The sequence below is a fragment of the Bradyrhizobium betae genome (assembly GCF_008932115.1).
Taxonomy (GTDB): domain Bacteria; phylum Pseudomonadota; class Alphaproteobacteria; order Rhizobiales; family Xanthobacteraceae; genus Bradyrhizobium; species Bradyrhizobium betae.
On the sequence record NZ_CP044543.1, the window covers coordinates 1,277,351 to 1,303,788 of the forward strand.

The window sequence follows — 26,438 nt, forward strand, 5'->3', positions numbered from 1 at the left end:
TGTCCGCGGAGGGAGACCCCTCATCCGGCGCTTCGCGCCACCTTCTCCCACAAGGGGAGAAGGAAGAGTCCTACACCACCACCGCCCGCTTCGGCTCCACGATCTCGAACATCCGCGGAAACTCGTCCATCAAGCCCATCAGCTCCGCCAGCTTCATCGGGTTGCCTGACAACTTGACCTTGCCGGCAGCAACCGCCTCCGGGAAACTCGTCAGCTTCGCGATCACCTCATCCAGTGTCGCGCGCGCGAGCGTGAAGCTGGCATCGGCGCCCTCCGCCTGCACGCCTTCGGTGTAGGTCAGCGCACAATTCTCCAGATTGAGCACGAACGTCTCGCCCGTATCCGAAAAGCTCCAGTTCAGCACGATGTGCTTGCCCTCGGCCTTCGGGCCGTTGAGGCGAATACCGAGCACGTCCCAAAGCTGCGAGGTGCGCAGTGCCGCCAGCGTCTCGCGCTGCATCGGCGGACGCGCCGGCGTCTTCGGCATGCCCTGCCGCAGCTCCTGCGCACCGAACAGATAGGCATTGCGCCAGGTCGCGCTCTCGGCGGCGTAGCCGAGCTGCTCCAGCGTGTCCGCAAGCAACGCGCGCGCTGCCGCATTGTCCGGCTCGGCGAATACGAGATGACCGAGCGCCTGGGCTACGAAACGGAATTCACCCTTGTCGAAATCGACGCGAGCCCGCGCCAGAATCGCGTCGGCGCCGCCCATGTACTCGACATATTTCCTGCCCGACTCGACCGGCGGCAGCGGATCGAGATTGACCGGATTGGCGTCGTACCATCCGAGATATTTCTGGTAGATCGCCTTCACGTTATGGCGGATGTGGCCGTAATAGCCGCGGCCATGCCAGGCGCCCTCCAGGCTCTTCGGCAGCTGGATCGTCTCGGCGATCTCGGTGGCGGTGAGGCCGTGGTTCATCAGGCGGATGGTCTGGTCATGCGCGAACTTGTAGAGGTCGCGCTGCTGCCGGATCATGCTGCCGATGCGCTCGCGGCCCCACACCGGCCAGTGATGCTGGCCGCACATCGCCTCCGCCTTGCCGTTCCAGAGCTGCAAGGCCTCGTTGAGGTACTTCGACCAGGCCAGCGCATCGCGCACGTCGGCGCCGCGGAACGGCAGCAGATTGTGGAAATTGTGGGTGCAGTTCTCGGCGAGGTTCAGCAGCTTGTAGCGCGGGATGAAGAAATGCATCTCCGCCGGTGCTTCGCTGTTCGGCGCCATCTGGAATTCGAATGCGACGCCGTCGATCACGCGCCGGTCGCCGGTCGCCATGATCAGGTCGGTCGGCCGCAGCAGCGCGACCGATCCCGCCGCCATCGATTTGCCGAGGCCGCAATCGACCTGCCCGCGCGCCCCCTTGGCCAGGAACGGGCCGAACTGATATTGCGCCCGGCGCAGCATCGCCGGTCCCGCGATGATGTTCTCGGACACCGCGTGCTCCATGAACAGGTTCGGCGCGATGATCGGCACGCGCCCGGTGGCGAGCGCATCCTCCTCCAGCACGCCGCGCGCGCCACCCCAATGGTCGGTGTGGGTATGGGTGAAGATCACCGCCGCAACCGGCCGCAGGCCCCGGTGCTTGAAATAGAGATAGAGCGCGGCCCTCGCGCCCTCGATCGAGGTCAGAGTGTCCACGACGATGACGCCGCTGTCGCCCTCGATCAGCGTCATGTTGGCGATGTCGAGCCCGCGCACCTGGTAGACGCCGGGCACAACCTCGAACAGTCCGTGCTGCATGTTGAGCCGCGACTGCCGCCACAGGCTCGGATTGACCGTCGGCGGCGCCTCTTCCGTGGACAGGAAGCCGTAGGGCTTCAGGCTCCAGACCGTCCGTCCCTGCGGGTTGGTGATCTCCGCATTCTCGATCGTACCGAGGAAGCCTCGCGCGGCATCATCGAAATCCCGCGTGTCGGAAAACGGCAGCGCATTCAGCATCGCCCCTTGCTGCGCGATGACGGACGGCGTTGCGTCCTTCGGCGTGTCGGCTGCTTCGAAGCTGCTCATAAGGCCCTCCCCGGCTCGTCTTGATTGGGGAGGCATCTAACCGCATCTCGATTGCGGTTCCAACAGGTCCTTACGCGGCCAGCCCTTCGGCAACCGGCTGGTCCGATGCGGTCGTGTCTGCCATTCGCAACTCTCGCGCCAGCACGTAGCCGCCGCCGTCCTGCTTGGCGCGGTACATCGCCCGGTCGGAGCGCGACAACAATGCCTCAGCGGTGCGTCCGTCCTGCGGCGCGACGGCGACGCCGACGCTGACGCCGAGCGCGATCACCTGGCCGTCGACATCATAGGGTGCGCCGATCGATTGCACGATCCGCCGTGCCATCGCTTCCGCATCGGCCGCCGCGCGCTGCACCAGGATGAACTCGTCGCCGCCCATCCGGACCACGAGATCGTCATGCGCGGCCAGCGCCTTGAGCCGCCCGGCGACCTGCCTCAGCAGCGCGTCGCCGACGGGATGGCCGAAGCGGTCATTGGCCTCCTTGAAGCGGTCGAGATCGAGCGTATGGACGGCAACCATCCCGGCCGCCAGCATCGGCGGCAGGTCCGCGGCCAGCACTGAACGATTGGACACGCCGGTCATCGGGTCGATGCGCGACAGCTGCTCGAATTGCCGCTTGAGCGTGATCTGGTTGATCGAGGCGTTGAAGCTCAGCCGCACCATCTCGAAGCTCGCGGCCATATACATCAGGATGAGGAGCCCGAGCCCGACATGGCGGAGGTCGGGCTGCATGAACGTCACGATCGCCGCTGGCGAGGCGATCGCGACGAGATCGAGCAGCGCCGCGACGGGGCGCAGCGCCAGCCGTGCCACCACGCCGGCGCCGAAACCAAAGCCGATACCGATCGCCATCACGGAACAGAGTGCATCGCCGAGCACGATGCTGCGCGCGGCAAAGACGCCAAGCACCAGGGCCGTCACGATGGTGCCCGCAATGTAACGGCGCTCCCAGCGCGCGGCCTCCGCCCGGCCGAGCTGCGGCGGACGCGCGAGGCGGCGGCGGAATGCGACAATCTCGAACAGGCGGGCAATGGCCACCACGACGCCAGCAACCGTCAGCGCCGCCGTCGCGATATCGCCGGTCTCGTAGGTCATTATGGCGCCGACCATCGCCTGGCACGCGGCCGCGAGAATGGTGGGCATCGTCGTGCCGTGAAGGCCCGTGATGACTTCCATATAGACGGCGTCGGATATCGACGCCCGTCCGGTTTCCATTCTGTTGAACAACATGCCAGCCCCATCCGCTGGCATGGTCCTACCGCACATCCGTAAAAATGCGTGCAACGCACCACACTGGCATTTGAGCGCGCGGGTTTACCGCGCGTTAGCCATGTGTCGTCCGGCCGCCCTCACTGGTGCATGCCCAGCACCCGCGGCAGCCACAGCGTCAGATCGGGCCAGTAGGTCACGATGACGAGGAAACCGAGCATGGTGAGAAGCCACGGCATCACGGCAACTGCGAGCTCCGTGATTCGCATTCGCGCTATCATGGAGGCGACATAGAGGTTGAGGCCGACAGGCGGATGGCAGAGGCCGACCTCCATGTTGACGTCCATCACGATGCCGAAATGCACGAGGTCGATGCCGAGCTTCTTGGCCGCCGGCGCCAGGATCGGCGCCATGATCAGGATGATCGAGTTCGGCTCCATGAAATTGCCGGCGAGCAGCAGCAGAACGTTGACCACCAGCAGGAAGCCGACCCAGCCGAGATTCTGCGCCGCGATCCAGTCCGCCAGGGTCGACGGCAGGTTCTCGTTGGAGAGCACGAAGGAGAACAGCACCGCGTTGGTGACGATGTAGAGCAGCATCGCGCTGGTGTTGGCGGCGCGCAGCAGCACTCGCGGCACGTCCACGATCTTGATGGCCTTGTAGACGAACACCGCGATGACGAAGGAGTAGACCGCGGCCATCGCCGCCGCCTCGGTGGCGGTGAACAGGCCGCTGTAGATGCCACCGATGATGATGACGACCAGCATCAGGCCCCAGATGCTCTCGCGGAAGGTGCGAACGGTCTCGCCCCAGCTTGCCTTCGGCAGCCGCGGATAGTCCCGGTTGCGCGCGAGCCACCAGGTGACGATGCAGAGCATCGTCGTCAGCAGGATACCGGGCAGCAGGCCCGCGACGAACAGCGCGCCGATCGAGGTGTTGGTGGAAACCGCGTAGACGATCTTCGGAATCGACGGCAGCATCAGGATGCCGAGCGAGCCGGCGACCGTGATGATGCCGGCGCCGAAATGCATGGGGTAGCCGTGCCGCACCATTTCCGGCAGCACGATGGCGCCGATCGCGGCGACGGTCGCGACGCTCGAGCCGCACACCAGCGCGAACATCGCGCAGGCGACGATGCCGGCGAGGCCGAGGCCGCCATGCCAGTGACCGATCAGCGAGGTCGCGAAATTGATCATGCGCCGCGCGACGCCGCCATGGGTGAGGAAATTGCCGGCGAGGATGAAGAACGGGATCGCCATGATCTCGAAGCCCTCGATGCCCGTGAAGAGCTTCATCGAGACCGCTTCGATCGGCACCGTGGTCAGCGTAAACAGGAACGTCATCACAGTGAGACCGAGCGCGATCGAGACCGGGATGCCGGTCAGCATCAGCGCAATCAGCAGCGCGAACACGGTCGCCGCGCGCATCCAGTGCGGCAGCACCACCACGCCGAACTTCTCGGCGAGGCACATGGCGAAGATCAGGATCGGCGCCATGATCAGGATGACGCCGAGCGGCGAAACCTTTCGCGCCGCGGCCCTGGTCGCGGCACCGGCCGGCTGCGGATGCAGCGCTGGCGAACCGTCGACCTCGACGCCTTCGACATGCGCCTCGTCATGATGCGGCAGATGACCGGTCCAGTAATAGGACCACGAGACCTGGAGAAAACGGAAGCACATCAGGCCGGAGCCGAGCGGGATCGCGAGATAGACGAACCACATCGGCGCTTCCAGGTCGTTGGACTGCTGGCCGGTGTGGAACATCTCGCGCACGAAGGAGGCACCGAAGGCGGCGATCATGCCGGTGAACAGCGCGCCGCAGAGCAGCGAGAACAGGATCACGTGCCTGCGCGAATGTTCGGGCAGGCGGTTGACGAGCAGATCGACGCCGACATGGATGCCGGTGCGCACGCCATAGGCGGCACCGAATTTCGCCATCCAGATGAACATGTAGATGCAGAGTTCCTGCGCCCAGGACAAGTCGAGCTCGGACAGGAACTTGAACACGGCCATCGACAGCGTCGCGAGCCAGGTCATCCCGTGCGCGGCCGCCCATCTAGAGAGGACGATCGATTCACCGGCACCGTAACGATGCACCACGGCGATGAAGATCAGGCCGGTGGCAGCCGCGATCAGCGTCGCGATCAACCACTCTTCGAGATGTTCGAGCCCACGGTTCAGCACGCCAAGCAAGTCAAAGTCCCCCCATCGATGCGAAACGGTCGGGAGTGCGCACACTCCCGACCGTTCGTATTGTTCTTCCCGGAAACCGTGTCAGTTCATCTTGACGTCGAGTTCCTTGGCGACGAGATCGAGCACTTCCTGCCCGACCCGGCCCTTCGCCCATGTATACGTCGGCCGCATCGCTTCCTGCCACGCTTTGCGGTCGGCGTCAGTCAGATAATGCAGCTTGGTCTTGCCCGCCTTCTTGATCTCGGCCAGCGCGTCCTCGTTCTCCTGGTGCGCGATCAGGTTGGTGTAGTCGGTCGCCTCGTTCATCGCCTTCTCGACCTGGGCACGGATGTCGGGCGGCAGGCCGGACCAGAATTTCGAGTTGACGATGACCGCGTATTGCAGATGCGCGTGATAGGACACGGTGATGTCCTTCTGCACCTCGTAGAACTTCTGCGTCAGGTAGTTGGACGCGGTGTTCTCGCAGCCGTCGACCACGCCGGTCTGCAGCGCCTGGTAGACTTCCGAGAACGCCATGATCTGCGGGATCGACCCCATCAGGCGGAAATATTGGTCGGCGATCTTCGATCCGGAGATGCGGAATTTAAGGCCCTTGAAGTCCTCCGGCTTCGTCAGCGGACGGTTCGACGACACCATGTGGAAGCCGTTGTCCCAATAGCCGAGCCCGGTGATGCCCTTGGCCTCCAGCTTCTGGAACAGCCACTTGCCGATCGTGCCCTTCATCGCGCTGGAATAGGTCGCGTCGTCCTTGAACAGCCAGGGCAGGTCGAGCGCCTCGAATTCCTTGATGCCGAGCGGCGCGAACTTCGCGGTCGAGGGCGCCAGCATCTGCACCGAGCCGAGCTGGAGCGCCTCGATCTCCTCCTTGTCCTTGTAGAGCGAGGAGTTCGGATAGACTTCGATCTTGACCTTGCCGTCGGTATACTTCTCGGCGAGTTCCTTGAATTTCAGCGCGCCCTTGCCCTTCGGCGTGTCGTTGGCGACGACGTGGCTGAACTTGATGACGATCGGGCTCTGAGCCTGGGCGATAGCAGGGACGAGAGCGAACGCGGCCGCGGCGACCGCAAGAAGCAGCTTGCGCATGAAGGACCTCCCCAATACCCCCTGAAAACCGGGTCTTTTTTGTTTTACGCCGTCAGTAGTGGCAGCAATCCACCACCCGAACAACTAGACCTAAGCCCAATTTGCCGCAGGCAGGCTATCTTGACGGCCGTTGCATACGCAACCCGATGTCTGCGTCCCTTCCGGGCAGCGAGCGCTTATATCGCATTGCGGCAGTCGCATCAGCCCTTGCGCTGGGCAACCATGAACAGGCGCCGGAACGGGAACAGCGTCTGCCCCGCTTCATTCTTCGGATAGGCCTTTGCAACGCGCATCCCATAGGCGGCCTCGAAGGCGGCCTTTTCCTCGCCCTGCAGGATGTCGAGATAGCGCGTCAGCCAGGTCCCCTTGGTCCATTCCTTCACGGGGTTCTCGCCTTCAAGCACCTGGAGATATTCGGTCTCCCAGATGTCGACGTTCTGCGAGAGCGGCGCAAGAAGGTCGTGATAGAAGGCCGGCCCCTCGACCGGCGGCGGGGTGACGAGATGTTCGACCTTGGACCGCCAGGGACCGTTCAGTGCGGTCTCGCCGATCAGCACATGCGAGGGCGCAAGGAAGTTGCGCGGCATCTGCACCGCGAGCACGCCGCCGGGCGTCACCGTCTCCATCACCGACGGAAACAGTGCCGCATGATTGGGCAGCCAGTGCAGTGCGGCATTGGAATAGACGACGTCATATTGCTTGCCGGGACGCCAATGGCCGAGGTCTTCATGTGACCATTCCACGTCCGGCGCAGCCTTGCGGCCGGCGGCAACCATCTCGGCCGAGCCCTCGACACCGGTGACGTTCGCATCCGGCCAGCGTTCCTTGATCAGCCTGGTGACGTTGCCGGCGCCGGCGCCGAGGTCGGCGATCGTGCGCGGGCCGAAATCCGGAATCCGCATCAAGAGATCGACAGCGGGCCGGAGCCGGTGGCCGGAGAACTTCAGATATTGCTGCGGATCCCAGACCATCGTTCTGCGCCTTTTCTTTTTCGTGTTTCCTTCGGAACAGCTCTTGGTTACCACTGCTCGTCCCGGTCGGGCAAATCGCCGCACCCGGGGCAGGCAGGAAACGAACAGCAAACGAACACCAAAAATCAAAAGACCAAAACAAGAAGGCGTGTGACCATGGACCTCGGGCTCAAATCGAAAACCGCTGTCGTGACAGGCGCGAGCATCGGCATCGGCCGCGCCATCGCCAAGGGCCTGGCGGCCGAAGGCGTGCGCGTCGTCGGCGTGGCGCGGCGGACTGACCTGCTTGCCGAGCTGGTGAAGGAGGTTGGCGGCGGCTTGATCACGCCGCTCGCGCAGGACGTGATGGCCAGGGATGCCGCGGAGAACATCGCGGCCTTCGCGCTGAAACAGCTCGGCCATGTCGACATCCTCGTCAACAATGCCGGCGGCAGCCGCCCGCTGCCGGTCGACGCCCCCGACAGCAAATGGGACGAGGCGATCGCGCTGAATTTCACCAGCTACCGCCGCATCGCGCATGCGCTGCTGCCGCAGATGATCGCACGCAAATGGGGCCGCATCGTCAACATCACCGGCAAGTCCGAGCCGGAAGGCCTCAACGCCGCCTTCGCCGCCAAGGCCGCCGTGCACGCCTGGGCCAAAGGCCTGTCGCGCGAAATCGGCGAGCACGGCATCACCATCAACTGCATCCCGCCCGGCCGCATCATGAGCGAGCAGATCCGCCGCAACTACCCCGAGGACTATCGCGAGCGTTTTGCCGAGGAGGAAATCCCGGTCGGCTATTGGGGCGAGCCGGAAGACCTCGCGGCGCTCGCGGTGTTTCTGGCATCTCCGGTGGCAAGGTACATCACCGGGACGGTGATCCCGGTGGATGGGGGCCTGCGGAGGTATCAGTTCTAGAGCTGGCGACAAGCTACGTCGCCGGTCGTCAAGCCGGCAGCTCCGGTTGATCCGGCCAAGCGGTTGATGGTAACTACGCAGACCGGTACACGCCCGGCTGTCGATCAGCGCAGCGCATTTCAGTGTTTGGCGCCGCGCTTCGTCTGAATCCCTGTGCGGGATGGCGACCAATTTGGGGAACGGCAAAGAATTGGGTACTGAGCGTCGTTCGCCGATGCGTAATCGCGGTCGCGAACGGCTTCATCTCCTGCTCGACGCCACCGCCGACCTGCTCGCCGAAAGGCTCGACGAGGATATCAGCCTCGCCCAGATCGCCGAGCGGGCAGATGTGCCTCTCGCCTCGGTCTATCACTTCTTTCCGAACCGGGGTGCGGCCTTTGTCGCCCTGGCGCAACGCTACCACGCCGAGATCGCGGCGCGCGCTAAGGCACCCGTTCACCCTCCTCCCCCGACCTGGCAGCATTACATCGCCAACAGCCAGAAGGCCGGCGCGGCGCATCTGAACCGCAATCCCGCTGCGCTACGCCTCTTCATGGGCGCCGGCGTCAGTGTCGAGGTCAGAAACACGGATCTGAGCGGCAACGCCGCACTCGCAAAGCAGCGCACCGCCTATCTGCGTGCGACCTTCGAGATGCCCAGGGTGCCGGATCTGGAGAAATGGGTCGCGGTGTCGATCGCGCTCGTGGATGGAGTCTGGGCGCTGTCCTACAGCCTCCATCGATCCATCACGCCGGAATATCTCGAGGAATCGACCAATTGGCTCGCATGGTCCGAATTCCTCTACCCCTTCAACATGTCGAGCCATCCGGCGGCGAGCGTGCCCTGCGGCATGACCCGCGCCGGCCTGCCCGTCGGCCTGCAGATCGTCAGCCGTCGCTTCGACGATCTCGGTGTCCTGCAGGCAGCCGCGGCCTTCGAGGCTGCGATGCCGTGGCGACAGCGTCGTCCCGAGATTGCGCTGGCGAGCTAGATAGAGCGTTTTCGAGCGAAGTGGACACCGGTTCGCGTGAAGAAAACGCGAAGACCTTCGCATCGAAGCGCGGCCCCAAATCCGACAGGACAATCCATGAAGAGAAATTCGAAAGACTCGGAGCTGCGCGAACGCGCACGGCAGGTGATCCCCAAGGGCATGTACGGTCACGAGTCGGTCGCCCTGCTATCGGAGGGTTATCCGCAGTTCTTCTCGCGCGCCGAAGGCGCCTATCTCTGGGATTGCGACGACAACCGCTACGTCGACTACATGTGTGCGTTCGGTCCGAACCTGCTCGGCTACCGGCACCGCGGTGTCGAGGACGCCGCGCGCGCCCAGGCCGCGATGGGAGACACCATGACCGGCCCGTCCGAAGCCATGGTCGTGCTTGCGGAAGATCTCGTGTCGATGATCGGCCATGCGGCCTGGGCGATGTTCTGCAAGAACGGCAGCGATGCGACCTCGATGGCGATGGTCACGGCACGGGCCTATCGGGATCGCCGTAAGATTCTGGTCGCGAAGGGCACCTATCACGGCGCCGCCCCCTGGAACACGCCCAACATCAAGGGCATCACGGCGGAGGACCGGGCCCACATCATCTACTTCAACTACAACGACCTCGACAGTGCCGCGGACGCGTTCCGCAAGGCTGACGGCGACGTCGCCGGCGTGTTCGCGACGCCATTCCGTCATGAGACTTTCAACGACCAATATGCGCCCTCGGCCGAATACGCGCTTGGACTGCGGAAGCTCTGCGATGACGCAGACGCGTTGCTGATCCTCGACGAGGTGCGCACCGGCTTTCGCCTCGCACGCGACTGCAGCTGGTCCGTGCACGGCGTGCAGCCCGACCTCAGCGCATGGGGCAAGGTACTTGCCAACGGCTACCCGATCTCGGCGCTCGTCGGCTCGGAGAAGGCGCGCAGCGCCGCGTCCAGCATCTACGTGACAGGGTCCTTCTGGTTCTCCGCCATGCCGATGGCGGCGGCGATCGCGACCCTGCGCGAGATCCGGACGAGCGATTATCTGGAGCGGATCGTCGCCAATTCCGCGCGGCTGCGAGCCGGCATCGCGGCGCAAGCCGCCGCACACGATATTCCCGTTCGCCAGACCGGGCCGTCGCAGATGCCGCAAATCCTGTTCGACGACGATCCGGATATGCGGAAGGGTTACTTCTGGGCCGGCTCTGCGGTTCGATCGGGGGCCTACCTTCACCCCTATCACAACATGTTCTTCAACGCCGCCCTGACGCCTGATGACATCGACAACACGCTCGACATCACAGACCGGGCCTTCGCCGAACTGAAGAAGCAGCTACCCTCCCTGCCCGCCCAATCGAACGTGCTTCTGCTGCAACGTCTTGGACGGTGAACTCGAGCTGTGAAGTCGATGGGATGAGTTCTGCATCGGCCAACCGGGGGACATAGCCGCCGTCGTGTTTCTCACGGGCCAGTGTTGCATCTTGCCAGTGTTTTGCCCGACGGGTCAACGTCGCGGTGGCCGCCAGTATCCTCGCGGCACGGCAAGAAAATCCCTTATCGATCAAGGGGCCTTCTACTGTGCATGGGGTTGTTTTCGCCGTCTTGTCTTGAGCCCACGAAAAAAATAGCGAAACCTCCTCACTCCGCCTGAAGGATCGCCGCGATCGCGGCCCCCGCCGCGATGGTGCCGAGCTTGCCACCGACGTCGCGCGTCGCCCTGCCGTCGCGAAGCGCCTTCGCCACCGCCGCCTCGATCGCATGGGCAGCCTCCTCGTAACGCACCGCGCCGGTCTTCTCGCCGTGCCAGGCCAGCAGCAGCGCGGTCGACAGGATCAACGATACCGGGTTGGCAACGTCTTGGCCGGCAATGTCAGGCGCCGAGCCGTGCGCGGCCTGGGCCATCGCATAGCGGTCGCCGACATTGAGCGAGCCGCCGAGGCCGAGGCTGCCTGACAGCTCCGCGGTGAGATCGGACAGGATGTCGCCGAACATGTTGGTGGCGACGATGACGTCGAACCGATCCGGGCTCCGCACCACATGCGCCATCATGGCGTCGACGAGGATGTCGTCGACGCTGAGGCCAGGATAGTCCATGGCCGCGGCGCGGCAGATTTCGAGGAACATGCCGTCGCCGATTTTGAGCACATTGGCCTTGTGCACGATGGTGAGATGCTTGCGCCGCTTCATCGCCAGACGGCAGGCGGCATGCGCGATGCGCTCGCAGCACAGACGCGTGATCCGGCGCAGCGAGATCACGACGTCGGGCGTGACCAGCATCTCACCATTGCCCTGCTCCATGTTGCGGTCGGCGTAAAACCCCTCCGTGTTCTCGCGCACCACGACGAGGTCGAATTCGCCGAGCCGGCCGGGCCGACCTGCATAGGTGCGCGCCGGCCTGACATTGGCGTAGAGGTCGAGGCTCTTGCGGAAGTGCCTGGACGGGTTGATCTCGCCATGCGCCTCGTTCTTGAAGTCGAAGGTCGCGGTCGGGCCGAGGATCAGGCCATCGGCGGCGCGGACGATGTCGAGCAGTTCGGGGCGCACGGTCGTGCCGAATTGCTTGAGGCTCGCATGGCCGACCGCGTGCTCCTCCAGCCGAAGGTTGAGCTGGAAGCGCTCGGAGGCCGCGCGCAGCACGCCCGATGTCGCGGTCGTGATCTCCGGTCCGATGCCGTCACCGGGCAGAACGACGAGTTGCATGGCGAAACCTCCGGGATTGCAGCAGTTGGCCCGATCATACGCCGGCGCGGGGCCGGATCGCCCGGCCTTCGCGCATACACAGCATGCAAGCATATGCCTGTGGAAGCAGGCCTTGCCGTAGTACATGCCAAAGTCCGCTGTCGCCACGCCGCCGGAGCAACGCGCGAACGCAATGACAATCACGTTACCCGCCGCCGCGCGCGAGCCTGACCACACCGTTGCCGATGGCCTGCCGCCCGCGCAGCGGCGCTGGGCGATCGCCGCCATCTTCACCGCGCTGGCGATGGCCTCGCTCGACACCGCGATCGCCAACATCGCCCTGCCCGCCATTGCCGCCGACCTGCATGTCAGCCCGGAGCAGTCGGTCTGGGTGGTCAACGTCTACCAGATCGCGCTGGTGGCAACCCTGCTGCCGCTTGGGGCACTCGGCGAGATCGTCGGGCACCAGCGCATCTATCTCGGCGGCCTGATCCTGTTCACCATCGCCTCGCTGTTCTGCGCGGTGGCGTGGTCGCTCGACAGCTTGCTGGTCGCGCGCACGCTGCAGGGCCTCGGGGCCAGCGGCATCATGAGCGTCAACACGGCGCTGGTGCGCTTCGTCTATCCCGGACGGATGCTCGGCCGCGGCTTCGGCCACAACGCGCTGGTGGTCGCGACCGCGTTCACCTTCGGGCCGTCGGTCGCCTCGGCCATTCTCGCGCTCGGCCCATGGCCATGGCTGTTCGCCGTCAACATCCCGTTCGGCCTCGTCGCCACCGGCATCGGCTTTGCGATGCTGCCGAAGACGCCGCGCGCCGATCACGGCTTCGATTTTCTCGGCGCGCTGCTGGCGTCGGCCTGTCTCGGCCTGTTCATCACCGGCATCGGCAGCGCCGCGCACAATCTGTCGCCTGTTATCGTGGGCATCGAGCTGGTCGCGGCTCTCGTCCTCGGGTTCGTCCTGACGCGCCGCCATGCCGACCATCCGGCGCCGATGCTTCCGATCGACTTGTTCAGCCGGCCGATGTTCGCACTGTCCGCGGCGACCGCGGTGTGCTCGTTCGCGGTTCAAGGCCTCGCCTTCGTCTCGCTGCCGTTCTATTTCGAGGACGTGCTCGGGCGCTCGCAGGTCGAGACGGGCTTCTTCATGACGCCGTGGCCGCTGGTGGTCGGCATCATGGCGCCGATCGCCGGGCGCCTCTCGGACCGCTATGCCGTCGGCCTGCTCGGCGGCATCGGCCTCGTGCTGCTCGGCCTCGGCATGGCGCTGCTCGCGATGCTTCCGACCAATCCAGCCATCCCCGACATCATCTGGCGGATGGTGATCTGCGGCATGGGCTTCGGCTTCTTCCAGGCGCCGAACATGAAGGCGGTGATGTCGAGCGCACCGCCCCACCGCAGCGGCAGCGCGTCCGGCATCGTCGCCACCGCGCGCCTGACGGGACAGACGACGGGTGCCGCGCTCGCCGCGGCCTGCTTCGCGCTCGCAGGGCACGAGGGCGCAACGGTGGCGCTGGCGCTTGGCGCCGGCTTTGCCGCGCTCGGCAGCGTGATGAGCTTCCTGCGGCTGGCGGTGAAGTAAGGCCCTCAGGCCAGGTGCCGAGCCACGGTCGCGTCGATCGTCGCCGCCACCGGGATCAGCGTCTCGTCGTCGAGCGCAGCAAGGCGCGCGTCGATGGCATCGATGACCTTGCGCGAGAACGGCCCGAGATGCGCATAGGCCGCGATCATCTGCACCGCAATCCGCGCCGATGAGGTGTCGCGCTTGGCGCAGTTCATGAAGGTCTGCCAGAGTGGCCGCCCGTCCGGGATGGCCGTGACCACGCGGTGCACGGTCTCCATCGCGCCTACCCTGGAGCGAATGTCGCCCTCGGCGAGTTCATGGCGCTGTTTGGAACGGTCGAGCAGCGTCATCAACTTGTCGACGCGGCTCGCATAGGCCGCCGGGCTGTAGAGCCGCTCCAGCACCGTCCTGTAGTCCGTCAGGATGTCGCGCAGCGGGCGGACCGGATCGAAATTGATGCCGCCGGTGCATTGATCGCCGCCCGTGGTCGATGCCAGATCGTGGTCCGCGTGCAGCCGGCCTTCCTTGGCGAGGCGCCGCGTCAGCTGCGTGTTCGGCAGCGCGTAGAGCAGCCCGACCATGGCGACGGGGATCGCGGCCTCTTCAATGAAATCGATCATCGCCTCCGCCATCGAGACCTTCTCGTTGTCGAAGCCGACGATGAAGCCGGCGGTGACGAGCATGCCGGCGGCGTAGATCTTGTGGATGCTCTCGGCGATGTTGCGCCGCGTGTTCTGCTTCTTCCGCATCGCGACCAGCGTTGCCGGATCCGGGCTCTCGATGCCGACGAAGATGCCGAAGAAATTGGCCGCGCCCATCAGGTCGAGCAATTCAGGATCGTCGGCCAGATTGACCGAGGCCTCGGTGGACAGTTCGAAGGGATAACCGTGGGCGCGCTGCCACTCGGCGAGCTGAGGCAGAAACAGCCGCAGCGACTTCTTGTTGCCGATGAAATTGTCGTCGACGAAGTCGAGATGGCCGCGATAGCCCATCTGGTACAGCCTCTCGAGCTCGACGAACATCTGCTCGGCCGTCTTGGTCCGCGGCACGCGTCCGTAGAGCTCGATGATGTCGCAGAACTCGCAGGTGAACGGGCAGCCACGCGAATACTGCACACCGAGATAGAGATAGTCCTCGAACCTGAGCAGGTCGAAACGCGGCACCGGCGTCGTGGTGACGTCGGCCTGGAATTTCGGCGCGGTGAAGACACCGGACCGTGCGCCGCCCTCCCAGGCCGCGATGAATTCGTCGATGACGCTTTCGGCCTCGCCCAGCACCCGGAAGTCGGCCTTCTCGTAGACGTGGGGGCTGGAGGTGGGATCGGGGCCACCGACCACCACCGGCTTGCCCGCGGCGCGGCACTGGTCGATCAGGCGCAGCGTGTCAGCCTGCTGCGGCAGCATGCCGCCGGTGAAGACGACGTCGGCCCAGGCGAGGTCGTCGTCACCCAAGGACGTCGTGTTGCAGTCGATCAGCCGGACGGTCCAGTCCTCGGGCAACATCGCGGCGACCGTGATCAGACCGAGGGGCGCGGTGGGGCGCTTCACGCCCATCAATTTGCAGGACTCGCCAAAGCTCCAGAACGATTCCGCCGTGAACAGCGGATAGAGCATCAGCACGTTGCAAGGGCTCGCCACGTTCATGGAACTCCTTCTGACTCGCCGGGTAGTGTAGCAAAGCGTTTCGGTCTTGCACCCCGGCAATCCGGACAAACTGTCGCCGCGACGCAGCGGAACACGCCGGACGTCGTCCCAAGCCGGGCATTGGCGCCCGGAGAGAGGTCGCGCAACCCATCGAGCCCCGGGCGAGGCCAAACACCGCAGTCCCCATAATCTTCCCGCAGCCGCGAGAATCTTCGATAGCCACCCCGCGGACTATTGATTTGAACAGTTCCAATTTGCCGGACACATTGCGCCCCTGAGTCCATTCGGTGGATTGGGCCAATCAGGGGACTTGCGATGGCAAACCTAACAATCAACGGAAAAACCTTCACGCTCGACGTCGAGCCGGATACGCCGCTGCTCTGGGCGATCCGTGAGAACGCCGGCCTGACCGGCACCAAATATGGTTGCGGCATTGCACAATGCGGCGCCTGCACCGTTCACATGGACGGCGTCGCCACCCGCTCCTGCGGCATTTCGGTCGGCGAGGCCGAGGGCAAGAAGATCACCACCATTGAGGGGCTCGCGTCCGGCGACACGCTGCACAAGGTGCAGGCAGCCTGGATCGCCAAGGACGTTCCGCAGTGCGGCTATTGCCAGAGCGGCATGATCATGGCCGTGGCGGCGCTCCTCAATGAGAAGCCGAAGCCCACCGACGCCGACATCGACGAGGCCATCACCAATATTTGCCGCTGCGGCACCTTCCAGCAGGTGCGCGAAGCGATCCACACGATCGCCAGCGCGTAAGGAGCCGCACATGAACGAGCACGTCTCTCCCAGAATGAACCGCCGCGCCTTCGTGATCGGCACCGCCGCCATCGGCACCGGCCTCGCGATCGGCCTCGACATCCCCTTCGGCGGCCCCGCCGTGGTTCGCGCGGCCGACGGCTCGCCCGAGGTCAACGCCTGGGTCGTGGTCCGGCCCGACGACACCGTGGTGATCCGCATTGCCCGCTCCGAGATGGGCCAGGGCTCGCTCACCGGCCTCGCCCAGCTCGTCGCCGAGGAGCTCGAATGCGACTGGTCGAAGGTGACGACCGAATATCCGACACCCGGCCAGAGCGTCGCCCGCAAGCGGGTCTGGGGCGACTTCTCGACCGGCGGCAGCCGCGGCATCCGCTCGTCGCAAGACTATGTCCGCAAGGGCGGCGCCACCGCGCGCGTGATGCTGATCGAGGCCGCCGCGAACGAGTGGAAGGTGCCGGCCTCTGAATGCACCGTCACCAAGGGCGTCATCACGCACAAGGCGTCGGGCAAGACGACGACTTACGGCAAGGTCGCCGAGGCTGCCGCCAAGCTGACACCGCCGGCCGAGGTCAAGCTGAAGGATCCGAAGGACTGGACCATCGCGGGCAAGGGCCTGCTGCGGCTCGACACCGCCGACAAGACCACCGGCAAGATGATCTACGGCATCGACGTCAAGCTGCCCGGCATGCTGAACGCCGCAATCAAGGACTGCCCGGTGTTCGGCGGCAAGCTGAAGAGCTATGACGAAGCCAAGGTCGCCGGCATGAAGGGCGTCAAGAAGGTCGTCAAGGTCGGCGATACCGCGGTCGCGGTCGTTGCTGACACCTGGTGGCACGCCAAGACCGCGCTCGACGCGCTGCCGATCGTCTGGGACGAAGGCGACAACGCCAAGGTCTCCAGCGAGTCGATCGCGAAGTGGCTGGCCGAGGGTCTCGACAACGACCAGCCGGCCTATGTCGGCAACAAGAACGGTGACGCAAAAGCGGCGATCGCCGGCGCCGCCAAGAAGGTCGAGGCCGTCTACAGCTATCCCTACCAGAATCACGCCACCATGGAGCCGATGAACGCCACCGCGCTCTACACGGCCGACAAGTGCGAGGTCTGGTGCGGCACGCAGAACGGCGAAGCCGTTTTCGCGGCGGTGCTGGAAGCCTCCGGCCTGCCGGCGGAGAAGTGCGACATGTACAAGGTCATGCCCGGCGGCGGCTTCGGCCGGCGCGGCCAGACCGACTATGTCCGCCAGGCGGTCATGATCGCCAAGCAGATGCCGGGCACGCCGATCAAGCTGGTGTGGTCGCGCGAAGAGGACATGGCGCACGGCCGCTATCACCCGATCACCAAGTGCAAGATGACCGGCGCGTTCGACGCCAACAACAATCTGGTCGCGCTGCACTACCGCCTGTCCGGACAATCGATCCTGTTCTCGCTGCGCCCCGAAGCGCTGCAGAACGGCATGGATCCGGCCGCATTCCAGGGCGTCGCCCAGTCCGGCGAAGCCGCGTTCGGTTACTCGGTGCCAAATCTCCTGGTCGAGCATGCGATGCGCAACCCGCACGTTCCGCCCGGCTTCTGGCGCGGCGTGAACGTCAATCACAACGCGATCTACATGGAATGCTTCATGGACGAGCTGGCCCAGGCAGCAGGCCAGGACCCGCTCGAATTCCGCCGCAAGCTGATGGGCAACCATCCCAAGCATCTGGCGGTGCTCAATGCCGTCGCCGAGAAGATCGGCTGGACCACGCCGGCGCCGCAAGGCGTCTATCGCGGCATCGCGCAGGTCATGGGCTATGGCAGTTATGTGGCCGGGGCCGCCGAAATCTCGGTGACCGACGGCAACAAGATCAAGGTGCATCGCATCGTCGCCTCCACCGATCCGGGCTACGTCGTCAACCCGGCGCAGGTGGAGCGGCAGATCGCCGGCTCCTTCGTCTATGGCCTCTCCGCGCTGTTCTACGGCGGCTGCACCGTCAAGGACGGCAAGATCGAGCAAACCAACTTCGACACCTATAATTCGATGCGCATCAACGAGATGCCGAAGGTGGAATCGGTGATGATGCCGAGCGGCGGATTCTGGGGCGGCGTCGGTGAGCCGACCATCGGCGTTGCGGCACCGGCGGTGCTCAACGCCTATTTCGCGGCGACAGGCAAGCGCATCCGCTCGGTGCCGCTGCGCGACCAGAACATCACCTTCGCTTAACAGACGCCGCGGCGGCTACATCGGCCGCCGCGGCATTTTCCGGACAAGATTCATGAATGTGCCGGTGACACGGCGGAATGCCCTCCTCGGCATCACCGCTGTAGCCACATCGCTCGCCACACCTTCGATCCTGCGCGCACAATCGGCGGGCCGCATCGTCGTGGTCGGCGGCGGCTTTGGCGGCGCAGCCTGTGCGCGTGCGCTGAAGCGTGCGCAGGCCAACTTGCAGGTCATCCTGATCGAACCCAACGCGGTCTTCACCTCCTGCCCTTTCAGCAATGAGGTGGTCGCCGGCCTGCGCGATATTCACGCCCAACAGTTTGACTATGACAGGCTCGCCGCCGAGGGCATCATCGTGGTCGGCGAGGCCGTGACCACGATCGAACCGCAGCAGCGCAGCGTCATGACCGCTGATGGCGTTGCACTGCCCTACGACCGTCTCGTGCTCTCGCCGGGCATCGACTTCAATTTCGAAGCCTTGCCCGGCTACGACGGGACCGCATCGGAGAAGATGCCGCACGCCTGGAAGGCCGGCCCGCAGACACTGCTGCTGCGCCGGCAACTGGAGGCGATGGACGATGGCGGCACGGTCGCCATCGCGATCCCCGCTAATCCCTCACGCTGTCCGCCGGCACCCTACGAGCGCGCCAGCCTGATCGCGCATTACCTGAAAGCGAAGAAACCACGCTCGAAGGTGCTGATCCTCGATGCCAAGGACAGTTTTTCGCAGCAGCGGCTGTTCGAGCAGGCCTGGAGGGAGCTCTACGGCGACATGATCGAGCGGGTGGGACTGTCGCAGGGCGGTCGCGTCACCTCGGTCGATCCTTCGACCCGGACCATCATCTCCGAGTTCGGCAACTACACCCCTGATGTCGCCAATGTCATCCCGCCGCAGCGTGCCGGGCACATCGCCGAGGTCGCGGGCGCTGCGGATGCGACCGGCTGGTGCCCGATCGATCCTGTGACCTTCGAATCGAAGCTCGTCCCCAACATCCACGTCATCGGCGACGCTTGTCTTGGCGGCGGCATCCCCAAATCGGCCTCCGCCGCGAGCGCGCAAGGCAAGGCCTGCGCGGCCACCATCGTCAACCTGCTCGCGGGCCGTGCGCCGGAAACGCCGCGCCTGAACGGCGTCTGCTACAACATCGTCGCACCCGGTTACGGCTTCTCGCTTGCCGGCAACTACCAGCCGAAGGGCGATATCTTTGCCGAGGTCGAGGGCGGCGCGACCAGCCCGGTCGATGCGCCGCGCGAGTTGCGTGCTCGCGAGGCGGCCGAGGCCGAGCGCTGGTTTCAAACCATCACGGCGGACACTTTTGGCTAGAGCATCCGTCCATATCGCAGCGCTGATTGTCGCCAGTTTTGCCTGCGCTGCGAACGCGGACGAGCTTCTGCCTTACAAGATCGCCGGCGACGGCATCGCAGGCTCGCTCACCGGCTCGCCCGGTGACACAGCACGCGGCCGCGCATTGGTGCTGGCGCGCACGACGACCTGCATCCTCTGCCATTCCGGTCCGTTTCCGGAAGCACGGTTCCAGGGCAACCTCGCGCCCGATCTTGCCGGTACCGGGAACCGCTGGACGGCCAGCCAGTTGCGGCTTCGGCTGGTTGACGCCTCGCGCTTCAACGCGGAGACCATCATGCCGTCCTATTATCGCAACGCTGGCCTCGTCCGCGTCGGGCGCAATTTCGACGGCAAGCCGATATTGTCGGCTGCGGAGATCGAGGACATCGTGGCCTTTCTTGCAACGCTTCGGGACTAGGACTGTTCATGCCAGCCACGCGACGACAATTCTTGAGCCTTGCCGGGAGCGTGACCGTCGCCGGAACGATTCCGATCGTCACCATGCGTCCGCTCGAGGCGACACCGGCCATGCTCAGCACCGCGATCCGCAACGTCGTCGGTGAAGCATCGATCCGCAACGGCAAGGTGAAGCTCGACATTCCGCCGCTGGTCGAGAACGGCAACACGGTGCCGATGACGGTGAGCGTCGCCAGCCCGATGACGGCGACCGACTACGTCAAGAGCATCCACGTCTTCAACGAGAAGAACCCGCAGCCGAACATCGGCAATTTCTACCTCAACCCCGCCTCCGGCCGCGCCCAGGTCTCGACCCGGATCCGGCTCGCCGACACCCAGAAGGTGGTGGCGATCGCCCGCCTCTCCGACGACACGTTCTGGCAGGTCGCCGCCGACGTCGTCGTGACACTGGCCGCCTGCACCGAGGAGGTGAACTGATGGCCGCCCTCATCAACGTTCCCGCCGAGGCCAGGCGCGGCGACGTCATCGAGATCCGCACGCTGACCTCACACATCATGGAAACAGGCTTTCGCCACACGATGGACGGAGCGCTGGTGCCGCGCGACATCATCACCAGCTTTACCTGCCGCTACAACGGCACCGAGATCTTTCGTGCCGATCTGTTTCCGGCGATCGCCGCCAATCCATATCTGTCCTTCTTCACGGTCGCAAACGAGAGCGGCAAGTTCGAGTTCGAATGGATCGGCGACAACGGCTATTCGTCCACCGCATCGGCATCGATCACGGTCGAATGATAGTTTGGCGCGCGATAGCGGCCGCGATACTGCTGGCCGCGACCCCTGCCCTGTTCGCCGGTGAAATCCCGCGCGATGCACGACGGTCCGGCTATTCGTACATGGGGCCGGACACACGCGCCATGCAGGATGACGACACGTCGAATCCGGGCATGCTGTTCGTGCTCGACGGCGAAGCACTGTGGGGACGCAAGACCGGGAGCGCCGACAAGTCCTGTGCCGACTGCCATGGCGACGCGCGTACCAGCATGAAGGGCGTCGCGGCGCGCTATCCCGCCTTCGACAAACTGCTCAGCCGCCCCGTTACGCTCGACCAGCGGATCAATCTCTGCCGCGCCAATCATCAGCAAACAACGCCGCTACCTTACGAGAGCCGCGACCTCTTGGCACTGTCCGCCTTGGTCGCTCACCAGTCGCGCGGCGTCGCGATCACGGCCGGCGACGATCCGGTGTTGAAGCCTTTCGTCGAACAGGGTCGCAACCTCTTCATGCAGCGCGAGGGCCAGCTCAACCTCGCCTGCGCCAATTGCCACGACGAAAACTCCGACAAGCGCCTCGCCGGCGCGCCGATCACGCAAGGACAGCCGACCGGTTATCCGCTCTACCGCCTGGAGTGGCAGACGCTGGGATCGCTCGAGCGCCGGTTGCGCAGCTGCATGGCTGGCGTCCGCGCCCAGGCTTATGATTACGGCTCCCCCGAGTTGGTCGCGCTCGAGCTCTATTTGATGTCGCGGGCGCGCGGCCTGCCGATGGAAACCCCGGCCGTTCGGCCCTGATGGGTAGATTGGGACTAGGCAGGCGCGGCACGGTCGCTAGTATCCCTCCCAAAGAAAATGAATCAGAGGGAGGATTGACGTGGCCAATCACAACATCTCGCGCCGCACGCTGTTGACGGGCACCGCCGCGGCCGGCGCGCTCAGCCTGACCGGATTGCCGGCGCGCGCCGAGGTCAACTGGAAGAAATATGCCGGGACCAAGCTGGAGGTGATCCTCGCCAAGGGTCCGCGCGGTGACAACCTGCAGAAGAACATCAAGGAGTTCACCGAGCTCACCGGCATCCAGGTCGAATCCGAGCAGATCCCCGAGCAGCAGCAGCGCCAGAAGGTCGTGATCGAACTCACCTCGGGCCGGCCGAGCTTCGACGTCGTGCATCTCAGCTATCACGTGCAGAAGCGGCAGTTTGAAAAGGGTGGCTGGCTCGCCGACCTGACACCCTACATGAAGGATCCGACGCTGACCGCGCCCGATCTCGTCGAAAGCGATTTCTCGGCCGCCGGCCTGCAATACGCCAAGAACGACAAGGGCCAGATGCTGTCGCTGCCGTGGTCGGTCGATTATTTCATCCTCTACTACAACAAGGAGCTGTTCCAGAAGAAGGGCGTCGCTGTTCCCAAGACGCTCGACGAGATGGTCGCGGCTGCCGAGAAGCTCACCGACTCGAAGGAAGGCACCTTCGGCTTCGTCGGGCGAGGCCTGCGTAACGCCAACATGACGTTGTGGACCAACTTCTTCCTCAATTATGGCGGCGAATTTCTCGATGCCAAGGGCAACATCCTGACCGACGGTCCGGAGGCCGTCGCGGCGACGAAGCTCTATCAGACTCTGCTGACGAAGGTCGCTCCGCCCGGCGTGGCCGGCTTCAACTGGATGGAGTCGATGGCTTCCTTCACGCAAGGACGATCGGCGATGTGGATCGACGGCGTCGGCTGGGCACCGCCGCTGGAAGATCCGGCCGCCTCGCGCGTGGTCGGCAAGGTCGGCTACACCGTCGTGCCGGCCGGACCAAAGGGGCAATATTCGGCCACTTACGGCGACGGCATCGGGATTGCCGCGGCGAGCAAGAACAAGGAAGCGGCCTATCTGCTCTGCCAGTGGGTGGTCTCGAAGAAGCAGGGCGCGCGGCTGTTGCAGGCCGGCGGCGGCGTGCCGTTCCGCAACTCGATCCTGAACGATGCGGACGTCCAGGGCGGCGTGAAGATGCCCAAGGAATGGCTGCAATCGGTGATCGACTCCGGCAAGATCAGCAAGCTCGGCCTGCCCGTCGTGATCCCGGTCGCCGAATTCCGCGATCTCGTCGGCGCGGCGCTCACCTCGACACTGTCAGGCGCCGATCCCGCGACCGAACTGAAGAAGGCCCACGAGCAGTATCGGCCGATCCTGGAGCGCAGCGAAAAGGCGTGAGTGCGATCACACAAGCCAATCCGGCCGCGGCACAGTCTGATGCCGCGCCGGAGAAGGAGTTGCGGCCGCCGTCCTACTGGCCCTTCGTGGTGCCGGCGCTGGTCGTCGTGCTCGCCATCATCATCTTCCCGTGGGTCTTCACCATCTGGATGAGCCTGAACGAATGGAAGGTCGGCTCGCCGACTACCTTCGTCGGGTTCTCCAACTATCTGCGCCTGACCAGCGATCCGCGCTTTCTCGAGGCCGTCGGTCACACCATGGTCTACACTGTGCTGTCGGTGGTGCTGCCGCTGATCCTCGGCACGCTGGCAGCCGTGGTGTTTCACCAGAGATTCGCCGGGCGCGGCTTCTTGCGCGGCATCTTCATCATGCCGATGATGGCGACGCCCGTCGCGATCGCGCTGGTCTGGACCATGATGTTCCATCCGCAGCTCGGCGTCCTCAATTACCTGCTGTCGCTGGTCGGGATCCCCGCACAGCTCTGGGTCTTCCACCCCGCAACCGTCATTCCTTCGCTGGTGCTGGTCGAGACCTGGCAATGGACGCCGCTCGTCATGCTGATCGTGCTCGGCGGCCTCGCCGCGATCCCGACCGAGCCCTATGAGAGCGCACAGATCGACGGCGCCAGTTTCTGGCAGATGTTCCGCTTCATCACCCTGCCGCTGATCATGCCGTTCTTGTTCATCGCCGGCATGATCCGCATGATCGACGCGGTGAAGAGCTTCGACATCATCTTCGCGATCACCCAGGGCGGGCCGGGCTCGGCTTCGGAGACGATCAACATCTATCTCTACAGCGTCGCCTTCACCTATTACGATCTCGGCTACGGCTCGGCGATCGCGGTCGTGTTCTTCCTCCTCATCGTCGCACTCGCTGCCGTGATGCTCTACATGCGCCAGCGCATGCTGTGGACCGAGATCGCGAAGAGCGCATGAACCCAGGTCGAATCAACGCACGTCAGATCATAGGCAAAATCGGCCTGTGGCTGGCGGTGTTCGTCATCGTTTCGCCGGCGATCCTGTTCTTCCTCTGGATGGCGTCGCTGTCGCTCAAGTTCGAGGTCGACAATGCCGCCTACCCGCCGGTGTTCATCCCGGAGCACTTTGCCTGGAAGAACTATGCCGACGTGCTCTCCTCCAACCGCTTCCTGACCTATTTCGTCAACAGCCTGATCGTGACCGGCAGCGCCACCATGCTCGCGCTGGTCGTCGGCGTTCCCGCCGGCTACGGCATCGCGCGGATGGCCGCGCACAAATCCGCGATCGTGATCCTGATCGCCCGGATCACCCCGGGACTCTCCTACCTGATCCCGCTGTTCCTGCTGTTTCAGTGGCTGGGATTGCTCGGCACCCTGGTGCCGCAGATCATCATCCATCTGGTGGTGACGGTGCCGATCGTGATCTGGATCATGATCGGCTATTTCGAGACCACGCCGATGGAATTGGAGGAAGCCGCCCTGATCGACGGCGCCACGCGCTGGCAGGTGTTCCGGCACGTCGCCCTGCCGATCGCGCGTCCAGGCATCGCGGTCGCCTTCATCCTGGCCGTGATCTTCTCGTGGAACAATTTCGTCTTCGGCATCGTGCTGGCCGGACGCGAGACGCGCACCCTGCCGGTTGCCGTCTACAACATGATCTCGTTCGACCAGTTGAGCTGGGGCCCGCTCGCGGCCGCCGCGCTGATCGTCACGCTTCCGGTTCTGCTGCTGACGGTGTTTGCGCAGCGGCAGATCGTGGCCGGGCTGACGGCGGGGGCCGTCAAGGGCGGCTAGTTGCCTGGCATCTGCCGCCGGCATCCCGGATGCAAGGCGTAGTGCTCTCCGATGTTCGGCTTCGTTAGCACGCCCCTTCAGAAAATTCGGATTTTCATGTTACCGTCCCGCCCGAGCACAATCACGGTATTGCGTCGCCGCAACATCTCAGGCGATCTCCTGCACCTTCCACCATTGATCCACCGCAAGGACGTATTGGCCAACTCTGGCAACTCTCTCAAACAAGGGAGCAGTAGCCATGACCATCACTGACCAGCCTTCACCAGTCGCTTCGGTGCAGGCCAGCAAACAGCCGACCTGGATCAGATCGAATTGGGGGTTGGTGTTGGGGGCGGCCGTCCTCCTTGCTATCCTTTTCTCGCCGACGCCGGCAGGGCTGTCAGTCGCAGGCCACCGAATGCTCGCGGTCTTCGGCTTTGCGGTTATCGTCTGGGTGACGGAGGCGCTTGACTATGCGGTGAGTGCCATCGTCATCGCCGCATTGATGGCCATGCTCCTGGGTATTTCGCCGAACGTCACGAACCCAAATGTCTCGATCGGTACGGTTCAGGGCCTTACCACCGCGATGAGCGGCTTTGGCAATACGGCGCTGACGCTGGTCGCTGCGGCCTTGTTCCTCGCCGTTGCCATGACGGTCACCAGGCTCGATCGTCGCATCGCCTTGATCATCCTGTCGCGGGTTGGAACACGAACGAATCGAATCGTCATGGGCGCCATTGTGGTGTCGACGGTACTGGCCTTGCTCGTGCCCAGCGCAACCGCGCGGGCTGCTGCTGTGATCCCGATCATCATGGGTATCATTGTCGCTTTCGGCGTCGACAAGAAGAGCAGATTTGCCGGCCTTCTGATGATCACGACGGTTCAGGCGGTCAGCATCTGGAATGTCGGAATCAAGACCGCGGCAGCGCAGAACATGGTCGCCGTCGGCTTTCTCCAGAAGATGCTGGGCCACGACATCACCTGGTTGAGCTGGCTCATCGCCGCGGCGCCGTTCTCGTTCCTGTTGTCGGTGGGGTTGTACTTCATCATGATGACCATGATGCCACCGGAAGCAAAGGAGATCCCTGGGGGCAAGGTAACCGTGGAAAAAGCGCTGACCGAACTCGGTCCAATGACAGGCAAGGAAGCCCGCCTGCTGGCACTCTCCCTCATCCTGCTGTGTTTCTGGGCGACCGAAGGTGTATTGCACTCCTTCGACAGTTCGACGACGACGACGATCGCGGTGGCCCTGCTGTTTCTTCCCGGCATCGGCGTCATGGATTGGAAGACGGCAAACCCGTTGATCCCATGGGGAACGATCGTATTGTTCGGGATAGGCATCAGCCTCGGCACGGCCTTGCTGCAAACGCAGGCAGCACAGTGGCTGGCCAACCTCATCGTCGCGTGGTTCGGTCTCAACCAGCTTCCGTCGCTCACCATCCTTGCCGTGATGGCAGCGTTCCTTGTCGTCGTTCATCTCGGCTTTGCCAGCGCAACCGCGCTCGCATCGTCCCTCATTCCAATCGTGATCGCCGTTCTGCAGAAAGTGCAGACGCCGGGAATAAACGTGCTTGGCATGACCCTCGTGCTACAGTTCGTCGTGAGCTTCGGCTTCATTCTCCCGGTGAATTCGCCTCAAGGGATGGTCGGCTACGGGACCGGTGCCTTCGCAGCGCGCGACTTCATACGCACCGGCGTCGCAATCACCGTGCTCGCCTATCTGCTCACCCTCGTGTTCGGCGCGACCTACTGGCGCTGGCTCGGCTACGTCTGAGGATCGCGCGCTCCTGTCTT

The 26,438-nt window shown here is 64.4% G+C and carries 22 protein-coding genes and 1 pseudogene; 15 read left to right on the forward strand and 8 right to left on the reverse strand.

Annotated features, from left to right (window positions below; genetic code table 11):
- Positions 1–70: 70 nt before the first annotated feature.
- From F8237_RS06205 to F8237_RS06225, 6 genes and pseudogenes are all read right to left on the reverse strand, one after another.
- A complete protein-coding gene (locus F8237_RS06205) occupies positions 71–2,005 on the reverse strand; it encodes an alkyl/aryl-sulfatase (RefSeq protein ID WP_151642895.1) in 1,935 nt (644 codons plus the stop codon).
- Positions 2,006–2,075: 70 nt separating this feature from the next.
- Positions 2,076–3,233, reverse strand: coding sequence for a GGDEF domain-containing protein (locus F8237_RS06210; RefSeq protein WP_151642896.1), 1,158 nt, complete (start codon positions 3,231–3,233; stop codon positions 2,076–2,078).
- 119 nt (positions 3,234–3,352) lie between these two features.
- The gene (locus F8237_RS36820; protein WP_244626136.1) at positions 3,353–4,639 is read right to left on the reverse strand and encodes a TRAP transporter large permease; all 1,287 of its coding nucleotides are present in this window, start codon (positions 4,637–4,639) and stop codon (positions 3,353–3,355) included.
- 237 nt (positions 4,640–4,876) lie between these two features.
- Positions 4,877–5,248: pseudogene (locus F8237_RS36825) on the reverse strand (TRAP transporter small permease); the annotation flags it as partial.
- A 237-nt stretch (positions 5,249–5,485) separates the two neighbouring features.
- Positions 5,486–6,487 (reverse strand): DctP family TRAP transporter solute-binding subunit, encoded by a 1,002-nt coding sequence (locus F8237_RS06220; protein WP_151642897.1) that lies wholly within the window; start codon positions 6,485–6,487, stop codon positions 5,486–5,488.
- 200 nt (positions 6,488–6,687) lie between these two features.
- Entirely contained in the window at positions 6,688–7,458 is a 771-nt protein-coding gene (locus tag F8237_RS06225; protein WP_151642898.1) for a methyltransferase domain-containing protein, read from the reverse strand.
- Positions 7,459–7,614: 156 nt separating this feature from the next.
- On the opposite strand from F8237_RS06225, the gene F8237_RS06230 reads away from it, so the two are divergent.
- From F8237_RS06230 to F8237_RS06240, 3 genes are all read left to right on the forward strand, one after another.
- On the forward strand, positions 7,615–8,358 hold the full coding sequence (locus F8237_RS06230) for an SDR family NAD(P)-dependent oxidoreductase (RefSeq protein ID WP_151642899.1): 744 nt from the start codon (positions 7,615–7,617) through the stop codon (positions 8,356–8,358).
- Between the two features lie 214 nt (positions 8,359–8,572).
- Positions 8,573–9,328 (forward strand): TetR/AcrR family transcriptional regulator, encoded by a 756-nt coding sequence (locus tag F8237_RS06235; protein ID WP_162005898.1) that lies wholly within the window; start codon positions 8,573–8,575, stop codon positions 9,326–9,328.
- A 96-nt stretch (positions 9,329–9,424) separates the two neighbouring features.
- Entirely contained in the window at positions 9,425–10,699 is a 1,275-nt protein-coding gene (locus tag F8237_RS06240) for an aminotransferase class III-fold pyridoxal phosphate-dependent enzyme (RefSeq protein WP_151642901.1), read from the forward strand.
- Positions 10,700–10,947: 248 nt separating this feature from the next.
- On the opposite strand, the gene F8237_RS06245 is transcribed toward F8237_RS06240, so the two are convergent.
- Positions 10,948–12,009, reverse strand: a complete 1,062-nt coding sequence (locus F8237_RS06245; RefSeq protein WP_151642902.1) for an isocitrate/isopropylmalate dehydrogenase family protein — start codon at positions 12,007–12,009, stop codon at positions 10,948–10,950.
- A gap of 172 nt (positions 12,010–12,181) precedes the next feature.
- On the opposite strand from F8237_RS06245, the gene F8237_RS06250 reads away from it, so the two are divergent.
- Positions 12,182–13,570 (forward strand): MFS transporter, encoded by a 1,389-nt coding sequence (locus F8237_RS06250; protein WP_162005899.1) that lies wholly within the window; start codon positions 12,182–12,184, stop codon positions 13,568–13,570.
- A 5-nt stretch (positions 13,571–13,575) separates the two neighbouring features.
- On the opposite strand, the gene F8237_RS06255 is transcribed toward F8237_RS06250, so the two are convergent.
- The gene (locus F8237_RS06255; protein ID WP_151642904.1) at positions 13,576–15,195 is read right to left on the reverse strand and encodes a B12-binding domain-containing radical SAM protein; all 1,620 of its coding nucleotides are present in this window, start codon (positions 15,193–15,195) and stop codon (positions 13,576–13,578) included.
- A gap of 315 nt (positions 15,196–15,510) precedes the next feature.
- Here F8237_RS06255 and F8237_RS06260 point away from each other — a divergent pair, with 315 nt between their 5' ends.
- From F8237_RS06260 to F8237_RS06310, 11 genes are all read left to right on the forward strand, one after another.
- A complete protein-coding gene (locus F8237_RS06260) occupies positions 15,511–15,960 on the forward strand; it encodes a (2Fe-2S)-binding protein (RefSeq protein ID WP_151642905.1) in 450 nt (149 codons plus the stop codon).
- A gap of 10 nt (positions 15,961–15,970) precedes the next feature.
- Entirely contained in the window at positions 15,971–18,157 is a 2,187-nt protein-coding gene (locus tag F8237_RS06265; RefSeq protein ID WP_151642906.1) for a xanthine dehydrogenase family protein molybdopterin-binding subunit, read from the forward strand.
- A gap of 52 nt (positions 18,158–18,209) precedes the next feature.
- The gene (locus tag F8237_RS06270) at positions 18,210–19,481 is read left to right on the forward strand and encodes an NAD(P)/FAD-dependent oxidoreductase (protein WP_151642907.1); all 1,272 of its coding nucleotides are present in this window, start codon (positions 18,210–18,212) and stop codon (positions 19,479–19,481) included.
- Positions 19,474–19,920, forward strand: coding sequence for a sulfur oxidation c-type cytochrome SoxX (soxX, locus tag F8237_RS06275; protein WP_151642908.1), 447 nt, complete (start codon positions 19,474–19,476; stop codon positions 19,918–19,920). The genes F8237_RS06270 and soxX overlap by 8 nt, the downstream gene beginning before the upstream one ends.
- An 8-nt stretch (positions 19,921–19,928) precedes the next feature.
- On the forward strand, positions 19,929–20,396 hold the full coding sequence (locus tag F8237_RS06280) for a SoxY-related AACIE arm protein (protein WP_151642910.1): 468 nt from the start codon (positions 19,929–19,931) through the stop codon (positions 20,394–20,396).
- Positions 20,396–20,713 (forward strand): thiosulfate oxidation carrier complex protein SoxZ, encoded by a 318-nt coding sequence (gene soxZ / locus F8237_RS06285; protein WP_151642912.1) that lies wholly within the window; start codon positions 20,396–20,398, stop codon positions 20,711–20,713. The genes F8237_RS06280 and soxZ overlap by 1 nt, the downstream gene beginning before the upstream one ends.
- Positions 20,710–21,489, forward strand: coding sequence for a sulfur oxidation c-type cytochrome SoxA (soxA, locus tag F8237_RS06290; RefSeq protein WP_162005900.1), 780 nt, complete (start codon positions 20,710–20,712; stop codon positions 21,487–21,489). Before soxZ ends, soxA begins: the two co-directional genes overlap by 4 nt.
- A 79-nt stretch (positions 21,490–21,568) precedes the next feature.
- The gene (locus F8237_RS06295; RefSeq protein ID WP_151642916.1) at positions 21,569–22,894 is read left to right on the forward strand and encodes an ABC transporter substrate-binding protein; all 1,326 of its coding nucleotides are present in this window, start codon (positions 21,569–21,571) and stop codon (positions 22,892–22,894) included.
- Positions 22,891–23,829, forward strand: a complete 939-nt coding sequence (locus F8237_RS06300; RefSeq protein WP_151642918.1) for a carbohydrate ABC transporter permease — start codon at positions 22,891–22,893, stop codon at positions 23,827–23,829. The genes F8237_RS06295 and F8237_RS06300 overlap by 4 nt, the downstream gene beginning before the upstream one ends.
- 11 nt (positions 23,830–23,840) lie before the next feature.
- The gene (locus tag F8237_RS06305; protein ID WP_162006352.1) at positions 23,841–24,665 is read left to right on the forward strand and encodes a carbohydrate ABC transporter permease; all 825 of its coding nucleotides are present in this window, start codon (positions 23,841–23,843) and stop codon (positions 24,663–24,665) included.
- A gap of 238 nt (positions 24,666–24,903) precedes the next feature.
- Positions 24,904–26,418 carry a DASS family sodium-coupled anion symporter gene (locus tag F8237_RS06310; RefSeq protein WP_151642922.1) on the forward strand — a complete coding sequence of 505 codons (1,515 nt, stop codon included), beginning with the start codon at positions 24,904–24,906 and terminating at the stop codon, positions 26,416–26,418.
- Positions 26,419–26,438 lie beyond the last annotated feature (20 nt).

Coding starts and splice junctions, on each gene's coding strand:
- F8237_RS06205 (WP_151642895.1), bottom strand. CDS start 2,005: ATGAGCAGCTTCGAAGCAGCCGACACGCCGAAGGACGCAACGCCGTCC.
- F8237_RS06210 (WP_151642896.1), bottom strand. CDS start 3,233: ATGTTGTTCAACAGAATGGAAACCGGACGGGCGTCGATATCCGACGCC.
- F8237_RS36820 (WP_244626136.1), bottom strand. CDS start 4,639: ATGCGCGCGGCGACCGTGTTCGCGCTGCTGATTGCGCTGATGCTGACC.
- F8237_RS06220 (WP_151642897.1), bottom strand. CDS start 6,487: ATGCGCAAGCTGCTTCTTGCGGTCGCCGCGGCCGCGTTCGCTCTCGTC.
- F8237_RS06225 (WP_151642898.1), bottom strand. CDS start 7,458: ATGGTCTGGGATCCGCAGCAATATCTGAAGTTCTCCGGCCACCGGCTC.
- F8237_RS06230 (WP_151642899.1), top strand. CDS start 7,615: ATGGACCTCGGGCTCAAATCGAAAACCGCTGTCGTGACAGGCGCGAGC.
- F8237_RS06235 (WP_162005898.1), top strand. CDS start 8,573: ATGCGTAATCGCGGTCGCGAACGGCTTCATCTCCTGCTCGACGCCACC.
- F8237_RS06240 (WP_151642901.1), top strand. CDS start 9,425: ATGAAGAGAAATTCGAAAGACTCGGAGCTGCGCGAACGCGCACGGCAG.
- F8237_RS06245 (WP_151642902.1), bottom strand. CDS start 12,009: ATGCAACTCGTCGTTCTGCCCGGTGACGGCATCGGACCGGAGATCACG.
- F8237_RS06250 (WP_162005899.1), top strand. CDS start 12,182: ATGACAATCACGTTACCCGCCGCCGCGCGCGAGCCTGACCACACCGTT.
- F8237_RS06255 (WP_151642904.1), bottom strand. CDS start 15,195: ATGAACGTGGCGAGCCCTTGCAACGTGCTGATGCTCTATCCGCTGTTC.
- F8237_RS06260 (WP_151642905.1), top strand. CDS start 15,511: ATGGCAAACCTAACAATCAACGGAAAAACCTTCACGCTCGACGTCGAG.
- F8237_RS06265 (WP_151642906.1), top strand. CDS start 15,971: ATGAACGAGCACGTCTCTCCCAGAATGAACCGCCGCGCCTTCGTGATC.
- F8237_RS06270 (WP_151642907.1), top strand. CDS start 18,210: ATGAATGTGCCGGTGACACGGCGGAATGCCCTCCTCGGCATCACCGCT.
- F8237_RS06280 (WP_151642910.1), top strand. CDS start 19,929: ATGCCAGCCACGCGACGACAATTCTTGAGCCTTGCCGGGAGCGTGACC.
- soxZ (WP_151642912.1), top strand. CDS start 20,396: ATGGCCGCCCTCATCAACGTTCCCGCCGAGGCCAGGCGCGGCGACGTC.
- soxA (WP_162005900.1), top strand. CDS start 20,710: ATGATAGTTTGGCGCGCGATAGCGGCCGCGATACTGCTGGCCGCGACC.
- F8237_RS06310 (WP_151642922.1), top strand. CDS start 24,904: ATGACCATCACTGACCAGCCTTCACCAGTCGCTTCGGTGCAGGCCAGC.